This is a genomic window from Sphingobacterium sp. SGL-16 (assembly GCF_011043515.1).
In the GTDB taxonomy this organism is placed as follows: Bacteria; Bacteroidota; Bacteroidia; order Sphingobacteriales; family Sphingobacteriaceae; genus Sphingobacterium; species Sphingobacterium litopenaei.
Window position 1 is genome coordinate 1 of record NZ_JAAKGQ010000074.1, and the last position, 11,453, is coordinate 11,453.

Annotated in this window: 11 protein-coding genes; 5 read left to right on the plus strand and 6 right to left on the minus strand. The window is 33.2% G+C overall.

The annotated features are described in order from the left end of the window. Positions 1 to 158 precede the first annotated feature (158 nt). From G5B32_RS16065 to G5B32_RS16080, 4 genes are all read right to left on the minus strand, one after another. Positions 159 to 1,205, minus strand: a complete 1,047-nt coding sequence (locus tag G5B32_RS16065; RefSeq protein WP_165292515.1) for an AAA family ATPase — start codon at positions 1,203 to 1,205, stop codon at positions 159 to 161. Continuing rightward, complete coding sequence (locus tag G5B32_RS16070; protein WP_165292516.1) at positions 1,202 to 1,504, minus strand: helix-turn-helix domain-containing protein; 303 nt, start codon at positions 1,502 to 1,504, stop codon at positions 1,202 to 1,204. The genes G5B32_RS16065 and G5B32_RS16070 overlap by 4 nt, the downstream gene beginning before the upstream one ends. 186 nt (positions 1,505 to 1,690) lie before the next feature. Beyond that, the gene (locus G5B32_RS16075; RefSeq protein ID WP_165292517.1) at positions 1,691 to 2,593 is read right to left on the minus strand and encodes a hypothetical protein; all 903 of its coding nucleotides are present in this window, start codon (positions 2,591 to 2,593) and stop codon (positions 1,691 to 1,693) included. Positions 2,594 to 2,596: 3 nt separating this feature from the next. After that, positions 2,597 to 2,959 carry a tyrosine-type recombinase/integrase gene (locus G5B32_RS16080; RefSeq protein WP_317166124.1) on the minus strand — a complete coding sequence of 121 codons (363 nt, stop codon included), beginning with the start codon at positions 2,957 to 2,959 and terminating at the stop codon, positions 2,597 to 2,599. Between the two features lie 274 nt (positions 2,960 to 3,233). On the opposite strand from G5B32_RS16080, the gene G5B32_RS16085 reads away from it, so the two are divergent. From G5B32_RS16085 to G5B32_RS16100, 4 genes are all read left to right on the plus strand, one after another. Beyond that, complete coding sequence (locus G5B32_RS16085) at positions 3,234 to 3,893, plus strand: hypothetical protein (protein ID WP_165292518.1); 660 nt, start codon at positions 3,234 to 3,236, stop codon at positions 3,891 to 3,893. 265 nt (positions 3,894 to 4,158) lie between these two features. Then, positions 4,159 to 4,617, plus strand: a complete 459-nt coding sequence (locus G5B32_RS16090) for a JAB domain-containing protein (protein WP_240899081.1) — start codon at positions 4,159 to 4,161, stop codon at positions 4,615 to 4,617. A 131-nt stretch (positions 4,618 to 4,748) separates the two neighbouring features. After that, the gene (locus G5B32_RS16095; RefSeq protein WP_165292519.1) at positions 4,749 to 5,363 is read left to right on the plus strand and encodes a hypothetical protein; all 615 of its coding nucleotides are present in this window, start codon (positions 4,749 to 4,751) and stop codon (positions 5,361 to 5,363) included. A 33-nt stretch (positions 5,364 to 5,396) separates the two neighbouring features. Next, positions 5,397 to 6,314, plus strand: coding sequence for a DUF4238 domain-containing protein (locus tag G5B32_RS16100; protein ID WP_165292520.1), 918 nt, complete (start codon positions 5,397 to 5,399; stop codon positions 6,312 to 6,314). A gap of 601 nt (positions 6,315 to 6,915) precedes the next feature. Here the strand turns inward: G5B32_RS16100 and G5B32_RS16105 are convergent. Together G5B32_RS16105 and G5B32_RS16110 are read right to left on the minus strand one after the other, a co-directional pair. Beyond that, positions 6,916 to 9,432 (minus strand): S8 family peptidase, encoded by a 2,517-nt coding sequence (locus G5B32_RS16105; RefSeq protein ID WP_165292521.1) that lies wholly within the window; start codon positions 9,430 to 9,432, stop codon positions 6,916 to 6,918. Positions 9,433 to 9,474: 42 nt separating this feature from the next. Then, positions 9,475 to 10,455, minus strand: a complete 981-nt coding sequence (locus tag G5B32_RS16110) for an AAA family ATPase (protein ID WP_206366936.1) — start codon at positions 10,453 to 10,455, stop codon at positions 9,475 to 9,477. A gap of 175 nt (positions 10,456 to 10,630) precedes the next feature. On the opposite strand from G5B32_RS16110, the gene G5B32_RS16115 reads away from it, so the two are divergent. Continuing rightward, a complete protein-coding gene (locus G5B32_RS16115) occupies positions 10,631 to 11,395 on the plus strand; it encodes an HNH endonuclease (RefSeq protein ID WP_165292523.1) in 765 nt (254 codons plus the stop codon). The last annotated feature ends 58 nt before the right edge of the window (positions 11,396 to 11,453 follow it).

Sequence of the window (11,453 nt, forward strand, 5' to 3'; positions counted from 1 at the left end):
AAGCTTGATTATTTGATATTTTTGGAATAAAACCAAGATAATTCATGATTGTAATCAGTTCTATTTGTTTTAATTCTTTACAAGTCATAATATTAATATTTTAATAGGTTTAGTTTAGTCTATTACTATATAAGGGCAGACTAAACTAAACCTGTTTTTTAGTAATAGAATTCAGGATTGTATTTATATCCTTTATCTTCTTTAATAATCATCCTTTTGTTCTCTAAAAAGGTTTTCAGCAACTTCGCTTTATTAATTCCAAAAGAATACCCAGCATTGGTATAAGTCGATTGAATCTTAGGGATTAACTCACTATAGCTATAGGAAATATCCTTCTCATGGAACAATATTTCCAGAACGGTACGATGTGTACTTTCCGAGAGTTCATGATAATCGAATGCCTTCTTAGAGTGTGCGTTGCTCAAATCAAAAGTCTCGTTGAGTTTCGGAATCCCTTCTTCAATATAAAAGGCAAAGGGGTCGAATTCGATATCTCTGATAAACTTGGGAGTGACAATACTATAGTTAGAATCTGTAATGTCTTTTGAAACAACCAATATCGTTTCCGCTTTATTGTTTAGTTCTGTTCCCAAGTGTCCTCTACTATTTTCATCTCCTTTATTGAGATGTAAAACAGTGTGAATATGAATATTCAACTCTTGAGACCATTTCATCAGCTTATTTGTGATATCCGTTGCCTCTGTAGCATTGTTTATATCGAATACGAGGTCTCTAATGCCATCAATTACTAGGAGTGATATTTCATGACCATATTTACTTAACACATATTCTATGATGTGAATTCTGTCCTTGGTTGGAAATTCTCTTAATGCAATGAAAATAATGTCATCGTGAATTTTTGCTTCTGGATAGTCAATTAATTTATAGATACGCTTTAGTAATCTAAGACAATGGTATTTCCCTTGTTCTGTATCCACATAAATAACTTTTCTTCTTTTTTCAGGTACTTGAACTTTGTATTGGAGAATTTGTTTACCACTTAAAGCAGCTGCTACAATGGATATCACGTTAAAAGTTTTTCTACTTTTCGCTTTCCCTGTAGAAGCACTGAAATTCCCAAGCGTACCAATTATAGAATCAGATGAACACACTTGAATCATAATTGGAGGCTCTAAAAAATTGTCTGTTATTCTAACAATTGATTTTAGAAAGGAATCAATAATTTGTTGCTCGAATACGCTCATTGTTTACCTCCTTTTTTGTGATGGAAATTTGCCATTGAGTTCACAACCTCTTGTTTTTTGAAATAGATACGTTTACCCATACGTAGATAGGGGATACGACCTTGCTTCATCCAATCAGTCAGACTAACTAGGGAAATGTCAAGTTCATCTGCCATTTCTCTCTTCGTTAATAGTTTTTCAGAATCTAAATGATCTTTGTTAGTGGTCAGCTTTCGGACATCTGAAATAATAAGATGAAGTTCTTCCCTGATTGCATCACGAATACAATCTCGAAGGGCATTTTGATCTAATTGAATCATACTTTTCTCATGTTTATAAGTTTATGAATGCCGAAGTCGTGGCCACTTTCTTCGATTTGTTAACCAATGTTCTGTTGTGTTAACTTGAAACAAATTTGGAAGGAATTTGAATAAAAAATCCCCATAACGGTATCGTTATGGGGATTTTGATGAGTGAAATCCTTGATTATAGGCTTTAAAGCTTGTTTATTGGTAAATTCTTTTAGATTCTTTAATGTGAAAATATTTGTTTCTATTATCCTTGTTCCTCAGTTTTGTTCCACTTTTGTCAAGGAAATAATCACGTATTGAGTTCCAATTTAGTTCGCGATTATTATTTGATTTCAAATTATTTTCATGGTATTGGAAATAATTTGAAATCAATGATGACCAGGTGTCGGGACTGCCTGATAAATAAGGTCTATTTGTTTCGGGATTTTCCAAATCCTTAATTTGTAGAAATAGATCTATTAAAGGAATATGATTTCCATTAATAATTTGGATTTTTGTATTTGGTGCAATTGCTTTAAAAGATTTTTGCAAATCATTAAATTCTTTAGTTTTATTTTCAAGCTCGGATTTTAACTTATCTCTTTCTTCAATTATATTCTTATACTCGATGAAAAATTTGTCCGAACCTACCTCATCAAATAAGAGTTTGGATAATACTTTTCTTGTGTCATTTACGTTTTGCCAATCCATGATTTCCTGCACGTAGGAAATGGATTTTTTCATCCGCTCCTCATTAGTAAGAGTTATTTCCCATTTGTCGACCTGCTTTAATGCTTCTCTAAATTTAGATAGTTTATATATTCTTGTTTTGGTTATAGTTTTGTAATAATGTAATATCTCCCTTGATCTTATATCTTTATCAATGTACTCTATAACCCTAGCGAGAAATGTTTGCTCATTACCTGTGGCATTATTTTCAAGATAGTATTTCAAATGATAATCGTAAAAAGGCAAGTATTGTTTTTCTTTTAAACTGAATATTCGCATTACAAAATAACCAGAAGCATGGACGGGATTTATTTTTAAAAATCCTCCAAGATCAAATTTGTTATTAAGTGGTCTCCACGCTTTCCTCAGTTTAAAATAATTGTTGTTCATAATTTAAAATTTATTTAGTGCTTCAATTAAGGAGTCCGTTCCTGCAGACTCATACTTCATAAGAGTTCTTATATCTGAATGTCCAGTAAGTTTTTGAATTAATGTAATCGGGACATTACGGCTTAATAAATTTGTGACCATTGACCTACGTCCCGTATGACTTGACAAAAAGAGATACTTTTCTTTTTTGATGATAAGTTTATCCTTTCCAGAATATCGAGTAATATGAATTTCTTCGTTTAGTCCAGCTAATTTTCCAACCTCCTTTATGTACTCATTAAATTTCTGATTGGAAATTTTTGGTACTTTATAATCTAATCTCTTTAAAATATCCAAAGCTGGTGCTATATAACCTTCAAATGGCACTACAATACGTTTCTTTACCTTGTTAGATAGGTTCTGAAATCAGCAGAGAATTTTCTTTCTCTAAAATCGAGCAGACTTTTCAAGCTAATAAAGAAGTTTCAAATTCACTGAACAACATTTTTCAAGTTATACCAGTAATATCAGAGTCCGTTAAATCAAAAGAGCAAAATCAAGCCCTCAATCTAATTTTTGATCTAGCCTCTGATATCCAACCCGAACAAGAAAATGAAAATCAACAGAAAAAACGTAAACGTAAATTGAAATATTAAAAACTATGGAACAAATACAGCAAAAATTAATAGAAATAGAGGTCTTAATGGACACCATTAATAAGGAACTTTTGAACTTATCTCCCAATATAAGAGCTAAGAATGAGGAAACAGCCAGCCTTAACAAATCTTTAAGTGAAAATTTGACCGTACTTAAAGATTTAATCGTTAGTAGAGAGAAAAATTTAAATAGTTTTCTACACGCTTTAGACCCTTATTTTCTCACCATTGATCAATACAAAGGAATAGCTCCTGCTATCGAAAACATCATAAATGAATCTATCGAGAAATTAGAACTAAAACGTAAATCATTGATTGACTCGGTTTCTACTATTCCCGAAAAAACATTGGTCATTACTAAACACACTCTTGATTATAAATCACTAAGCGTAATATGTTTATTCTCATTTTTATTTTGTGGAATACTCTTTTGCTTTGGGCAGATATGGATTCTTAATAAAAATTTAGAGCTAGCTAAATCATTTGAAGTGAAATACCGAATTCTCAATTTAGAGTATCCTTCTCTCGCTAATTCCTTAGATTCTATATACCGAAGAAATCCTGACAAAGTGGAAGAAACAGTTATTAAAAAAGAAGAAGAACAGCGATTGAAATGGAGCATCAAAGAAAAACAACGAGAGATTAGAAAATTACAACGTGATTAATTCCTAAAAGACTTTAGGCATCGAGCCTAGAGTCTTTTTTTCTTCAATTAAATTAATCGCCAAGTTACTTCGTGTGCCTGACATGCTCCATCCCTCAAATTCCTACACACCCAATAAAACAGTTCAAAAAATGGGTATCCATTCTTGAGGAATGGAGCCTCCTTCACTTCGTCATTTTTATCCTGTTTTCTTTTGCATAGTCAGCCTTAGACTCGTAAGCCATTCAGCGTTAATTCAATTTTCAATTCATTTAAAATTTACAAACATGAAAAAGAACTTTATCGCTAATGAACTAAAATTAAGCTACCACAGAAATCCTAAATTATCTGCTGAGGATTTCAAATGTATCAACAACTCTAGATTAATGGATAGAACATTCCGTATGATCTGGGATATGGAAGAGTTTGAAATTAGAGAAAGTTTCTATGCATTATATTTTAACACCAAACTGGATATAGTAGGTTACCGCAAGATTGCCGATGGAGGATTAGATACTGTGATGGTAGATATGAGATTGATTATGTCCTCTGCATTATTATGTAATGCAACAAGAATTGCTATAGCCCACAATCATCCTTCTGGTACAATGACACCAAGCGCAGCAGATAGAGCATTAACCAAGAAAATAATAGAAGCTGGAAAACTCTTAGATATACAGCTATTAGATCACATTGTTCTAACTGCTGATATTTATTATTCTTTTAGAGATGAAGGAGACTTTTAAGCTTTTCTTCATTTTAAGATATTTCAATTAAAACATTAATACTAATTAATCTTTTGGAAAGATGATTAATTTTTCTGAGTATATTTTTATCTACAAAATTTATTAGATTTGATTAAACGAAGTCAATTATTATGCTATATAAAGCAGTTAAAATTAGTCCAAAATATTCAAAATCTGATTGGGACACATTGAACCTAATTCATGGCTCTAAGGATTGGAATACTGCTGTTGATATATTTGAAGATCGGATGTATGGTAGATTCTTCAATCAGATTAAAATACTTGAAAACAATAAAGACAGAGAAGTTGGCAAATTTGCCGGTTTCGCTATTATTGCGTTAGACTGCCTGATAATTGAAACTCTTCAACAGTTTTACAATGGACAGAAAGAAACCTCTGGTCATCACTCCATTGCGTTTCATAATTTTTTTCAGAAATCAAATGATTTTAGAGCATTTTTTACAAGCAAGAGAAAGTCCTATATATTCTATTCTCATATTAGATGTGGGATATTACATCAAGCTCAAACAAAGAAGAAATCTTTAATTCATATTCGTAAAGAACCAATTTTAGCTTGGGCAAATAACAATGATATAGAAGAGGGAATATTAATACAACGACATTTATTTCATCAAGAAATCTTATCGGTTTTCTCAAATTATTGCAATGAATTAAGAAACCCAATCAATACAAAGCTTCGTACAAATTTCAAGTCCAAAATGGACTATATAACTTCACAGCTCTAATTTACTTTTTATTACCAATCCAAAATAATTACTATGAATGAACCTATTGGCCAACATATAGTACCTAGAGTTTATTTAAAGAACTTCTCAACATCAATCAAGAAAAAGGATTATTTCGTTGATGTCTTTTATAAAAAGCAAAAAGACATTAATATACCTAGAGTTAACATCAAAAATATTTGTAAGATCAATGAATTTTACACTTTCGACCACTCACCTTCTGAAATAGATAAAAGATGGTTGGAAAAATATTATGCTAATAATATTGAAAGCCATTACAACAGTATATACAATTTGTTGACTAATGAAAAGACAGAAAAAATAACACCAGAAATCAAGAATAAAATTCTTCGCCATATAATCTCCCAAGAATTAAGAACCCCTAAAATAGCTCAAGCATTAGATAGTTTGACAGATAGAAGTATAGATTATGTGTTTAATTCTCATGAACAATTAGGTACAGAAAAAAAACTATATACAAAAGACGGAAAATTAGCATACGATTGGTCTGATAAAAGTATAGATGAAGCTAAAACCAAAAATAGAAATGATAACAGACAAATTTCCAATATCGAATGTATATCAAGATTAAAAGGGTTAGTAGAGTTAAAAATTTCCTATCATATTATGGTGGTTAAATACAATAGCCCTATAGGATTAATCTCAAGTGATCGCCCCGTCTATACATCGGAACCTCTATATTCCCCTTCTTGTAAAATACAGCTACCAATTGACAAATACCACATGATAAATTTATATCCCTTTATAGAAGATACAGACCCAAATATTATTTTAAGAATAGAGCATGGGGAAGTTGCTTCCGAGCAAGCTGTCAGAATTCTTAATATCTCTCAATTGGAAAGAGCAGAGCATTTCGTTTACGGAGAAAAAAACAATATTTTAAAAACGATACAAGATTTGGATTTCCTAGAACAAAAACAAGAAAAGTGATACCTTCTTACTATATCTAGTCTCGCTAACAAAAATAAGTTATTTAAGCATTTAAGTTAGAACAGGTATAATCGGAGAAAACAAAGTCATGTGATTAACAGCTTTCGGAATAAACTTCTGATATCTGTCGAGGCAAACTAAGGTATCAGATAATACAAGCTTGTTTTTGTAAACGATAAAATCATTTTTGCTAAATGTAAACTCTCTAAAAAAAACATTTTGATTTATTCTGTTTAGAGCACCTTCAGTTTGGTTGCTTTTTATTGTACTTATTAATCACAAATAAAATTTCATAAAAACAAGTAACTTACTTAAATCAAGCAATAACATCTAACACATACTACTACTATTCAATGTTTTCATAATATTTTTTGAATGGTATAATGAAAAAGATTGATTCTATATCACCGTTTTTTAAAACAGACATGAATATTGATATTTGCCACATAGTGTTATAAGCTCCATGGAAAAAACAAAAATCGACTTCTGTTGGTAATAATTTATGTCACTTTTCCTTGTCCTTTAAATCTATGCTATTTTTATTTTTATAAAGCTGCATCCCTTGCCTTTTCCAACAACTCAAAAATATTTGTTACAGTAATTAAAATAAAGAAATCTGACTTTCCTGCTCTACTTCAATATTAACCTGAGCCATCAAATCATACAATGGTATCTCCCCATTTAAGACTTCGAAGCTGACAACGAAGGCAAAAGGCACATTCTCCTCTAAGTCCTTCTCCCAGCCCTTATGTCCAACTACAGCGAACGAAAGTTCTGAAGGTAGATTATAAGATTTTACTATTGCCCAATCCTTCTGATTGGCATTAGCTTGTCTTTTTATTTCTTTTACAAGTCCCCTTATTGGGTGATCGTGTATTGTCCATGGAATTCGTGTAGGGTGATCATATGGATCGTCATTAGCTGTATCAACATCATTTTCAATATTTTTAATCACCTCTTTTTTGAAATCCTCGATACCCTGCCCCAGTGGAGCCGATTGCCAGGAAAGCCAGGATGACAGATACGAATTAATACGTCTACGAGTACGTCTACTTTTGGCTGTATAACAAAGTGATACCTCTATCAAGATATCAAAATCTTGGCCCTGAAGCCTAAGTTCATTAGGAATTTGAACAGTATATAAATTCGTTTGACCAGGTGATACAACATCTGAGGTCGTGAACGTAATGCGTCTAGCTGAATTTTCTAAGGCTCGTCCACTATCTGGAATTCCATAACCGTAATGTCGAATAGCATTCAAATCAGGGTTATGACGGACATGCTCAGGTAGACGTGCAGACTGAAGCAATAATGCCTTATGAAATAGTGTGTCTTCATGTGGAAACAGTACTAGCAACTTCGCCAAAATATGTGATACTTTTGGTGCTGCAAAGGATGTACCGACTGTATCTCTAGCTACACCTGGTCCTCTAGACACTACTGTCTCTGGACAAGTAGCCTCTTTGAAGATTAAGTTATTACCCATTTTTTCTGCAACCCAATCCCCTCCGTATTCAACAAGTTCCGGTTTTATTGAATTCCAAATCCCCAAGCCACTTCTCGAAAAAGAGGATACATGATCTCTTTGTCCAAAAGACTTATGATCATCATCTTCATAATGATCCATACAGATAGAACCAACTGTAATAGAAAATAGGCTTTGCGCAGGATCTGCGACTCGCGATGCATTTTCTAACAAATATACTGGATAATTCCTGCCTGCTAATCGATGATCTTTAATGCCAGGATTATTTGGTTGTGCATTTTCAGTAGATATATTTCCCGCCGAAACTACAAATAGATGTCCATTTTCATGACTCATTCGGTCTAAAGAAGCTGCCCACTGAGACATATGCGTGGTACGACAAGCTACCCTATTGTTAATAGATAAATTAAAAACATGCGCGTCTCCAAATTTGAAACAAACATCCTCCATCAGTTCTGGTGGAAATAGCAGTGAAGATAGTTGATTATCTCCATTCAATACTCTCGCATTGTATATATAACAAGGCGCTTGATAGTCACCATTTCTTGGTATATTATTACCAAACAATACCGCACCGGCAACGCGCGTACCATGACCACCGTTGACGACTCCATCAGCAACGGTATCAGGTATCCCAGGAACGAAATTAATAGATTTTTCTGCGAGTACTGCAGATGCTAATAATCGATGTCCTTCCATAATACCACTATCAACGATACATATCTTAGGTGCATCTTGGATAGGTGGTAATACGTTTATGTCTAATTCCTCTCCATCCACCTCAAATGCGAAAGGTGAGTCAATCACTGTTTTTTCAATCACTTCAAATACATAAGGATAGTTAAGTACTAAATCCTTTAATATTTTTCCTCGAAGACGCACGCTAAAACTAAAGCTATCTATCTCAGAGATGAAACTGCTTATGATCTCCGCACCATAGTTATCAAGAAAACGTTGTACATCTTCGATCCTAGCGGATTCAAAATCGTCCTTTTCTATCTCATATTCTTGATAGCGTTTTCTCCATCTTTCAATTCGTTGCTCATAATTTTCATCTGAATCTTCCTTATCCCTTGAAGGATATTCTGGCGCCTTAAAATAGCAAGCAATCGACACCTCTACTACCAACATATCTTCATCGTCTATCCGATCCCATTGATGTTGTAACTCTTCTGAAAGAATCTGTTCCACTCGCCAGTTCTTACCTAACACAATATCCCAAAGCTGAGCAGTATTTACTGCTTTATCTTCTTCAACAAACTGCTTGATTTTTCTTTCAAGAGAGGTAAATCCATCTATACTCGCCCCAATAATAAATCCTTCTTCCTCTTCGGAAATAATCTCTATACCAAAACCTTTCAATGCTTCTATATCGAATCCATAAGGGTCGACTTGAAGAAACACCGGAATTATGTTTTCATCTAGATAAGGTAATCCTTCTTGTGCTCTTCTTGCAAGTTCATTTTGATGGTGTTCCTTTACAGAGTTTGCATTGTTTCCTATAAAAGCACCATGATTTCTGTTATTTTCACGGTTCTCTATTGTTTTGGGATTTGGCTTCCGGAAACCAGATTTAAATCGAAAATCACCCTTAAAAGAATCTTTAAGGGGAAGATGTGGGAATTGGCTCATAAATTAGTTGGTAAATTAAAAGCTGTAGCGATACTTTACATATTAGGTTTTATAGTTTTTATTTTCTTGAATAGATTGTTGTAAATGCAGCGTGTCTATTTCTTGCTTTCCGCTTAGCACAGCTATCTTAGCTCCGTCTAAAGCAATTTTCACTATGAGTGCAGCTGAGTAATCAAGTAAATCGTCCGCAATCCCATTCCAATCTATGTCTTTAGATACTTTAATCGCTCCTAAGGTATTCTTTAATATTCTAGTGATTTCACGCTTACCTGGCTTAGGTAATTCGATAATATCATCAAAGCGTCTAAATAATGCTTGATCAATAGATCCTTGAAGATTGGTTGTGGCAACTACTATTCCAGGACCATTATAATCTTCTAAAACATTTAAAAGTATATTAACTACACGATGCATTTCTCCAACATCTTGCTTATCACCTCGCGCCTTTGCTATAAAATCAAACTCATCTAACAACAGTACACAAGGGTATGATGCAATTGCCTCGAAAAGCTTAGTTAAATTAGTTGCGGACTCTCCTAAATAAGATGAGATTATTGCTTCGAAACGAACTTTTAAAAACGGCAGTCCTGTATTCCAAGCTATCCTCTCAGCACTCATACTCTTTCCGCAACCAGGTGCCCCATGTAATAATATTCTTCTTTTAGGCTCTAATCCAAACAGAGCTAATCGTTCACGAGCTACATATTCCTTCTCTATACGTTGAATCTTTTCTTCTACAAAAGCAGGTAATACCATATCATGTCGTAATTCTTCTCGTGAAATCTCTACAGCTAATGGTATGTTTTTACGATTATCTGTTGGGATAGCAATAGTAGATCCAAAAATATTTTTGAGTTCGCCTTTTAAGGATTGATTAGATTGGACATTTCGTTTTAAGATTCCAGTCAATCTATCTGCTAGTTTGCCATGTCCTTTTTTACGTTCTGAATCAATGATAGCATCTGCTACCTTAATGATATCATCATTAGGTTCTCCTTCGATAGAACGAAATAAGCGAAGCATTAAATCTTGATTCATAAAACTGCATTTGTTTTAATTGTGTATAGCTAAATTAAATATACAAAATTATTGTTATAAAGGTACAAAGATACAGAATATACTCTTTATAAATACCTCAATTCATTTTTATCAAACAACTCAATTACCATAAAATATATTAAATTGCTAAAAACTACAAATGTCAAAATTAAAAACCTGCGCCTATTGCGACAAAGAAGGCCCTATGACAAGAGAACACATTTGGCCAAAATGCATTATTGAAAGGATGCCTGACCTTACAGCGAGATATGTAGGCATCCAAAATAAATATATAAGTGGGGAATTGATTATAGCCGATGTATGTGCAGCGTGCAACAACAAGAAACTATCAAATCTCGATGCTTACTTATCTCTACTTTTCGACCGCTACTTTCATCAGTTCCAAGAAAAGTCAAATAATCTTGAGTTTGAATATGATTATGATATGCTGATGCGTTGTCTACTTAAAATCACATATAATTCTTCACGAACGATAACCAAAGAGAACAACCCTTTTGCAAAGTATCGTAAAGTCATCCTAGATGGAGGGAGTCAAAGAGAGGATATAATAATCAAACTTGATCTTGTTATTCCTTCTAATGAAGAAGGGAAAATACTTCCCCCACATTCAGCCAGATGTGCATCGATTGACACTGGGAGAACGCTAGAACACTTCATTATTCGTTGTATAGCAATAAATTCATTCTATTTTTATATCATTCTTTCAAAAAAAGAGTCTGTAGAATCAAATGCAATAGAGGAGCTTGAGTTTGTCATGCATAACGTTCCAGGCATAATTGTACACCCTTATCGCTCAAAGATTATCGTGGATGATATATCAGGCAAAAACACTAGAGATATGCATGAACATTTTATATACTCAACTAAAGATAGTTACGAATCATTCCTCAAAAAAAGAAAATAGATATATTAAATTATTAATATATCTATTTATGATTTAAACGTCCGAAATATGTCCGAAA

What these genes read in the sequence shown, in the direction of transcription:
- G5B32_RS16065 (WP_165292515.1), bottom strand. Translation starts at nt 1,205, where the DNA reads ATGAGCGTATTCGAGCAACAAATTATTGATTCCTTTCTAAAATCAATT.
- G5B32_RS16070 (WP_165292516.1), bottom strand. Translation starts at nt 1,504, where the DNA reads ATGATTCAATTAGATCAAAATGCCCTTCGAGATTGTATTCGTGATGCA.
- G5B32_RS16075 (WP_165292517.1), bottom strand. Translation starts at nt 2,593, where the DNA reads ATGAACAACAATTATTTTAAACTGAGGAAAGCGTGGAGACCACTTAAT.
- G5B32_RS16085 (WP_165292518.1), top strand. Translation starts at nt 3,234, where the DNA reads ATGGAACAAATACAGCAAAAATTAATAGAAATAGAGGTCTTAATGGAC.
- G5B32_RS16090 (WP_240899081.1), top strand. Translation starts at nt 4,159, where the DNA reads ATGAAAAAGAACTTTATCGCTAATGAACTAAAATTAAGCTACCACAGA.
- G5B32_RS16095 (WP_165292519.1), top strand. Translation starts at nt 4,749, where the DNA reads ATGCTATATAAAGCAGTTAAAATTAGTCCAAAATATTCAAAATCTGAT.
- G5B32_RS16100 (WP_165292520.1), top strand. Translation starts at nt 5,397, where the DNA reads ATGAATGAACCTATTGGCCAACATATAGTACCTAGAGTTTATTTAAAG.
- G5B32_RS16105 (WP_165292521.1), bottom strand. Translation starts at nt 9,432, where the DNA reads ATGAGCCAATTCCCACATCTTCCCCTTAAAGATTCTTTTAAGGGTGAT.
- G5B32_RS16110 (WP_206366936.1), bottom strand. Translation starts at nt 10,455, where the DNA reads ATGCTTCGCTTATTTCGTTCTATCGAAGGAGAACCTAATGATGATATC.
- G5B32_RS16115 (WP_165292523.1), top strand. Translation starts at nt 10,631, where the DNA reads ATGTCAAAATTAAAAACCTGCGCCTATTGCGACAAAGAAGGCCCTATG.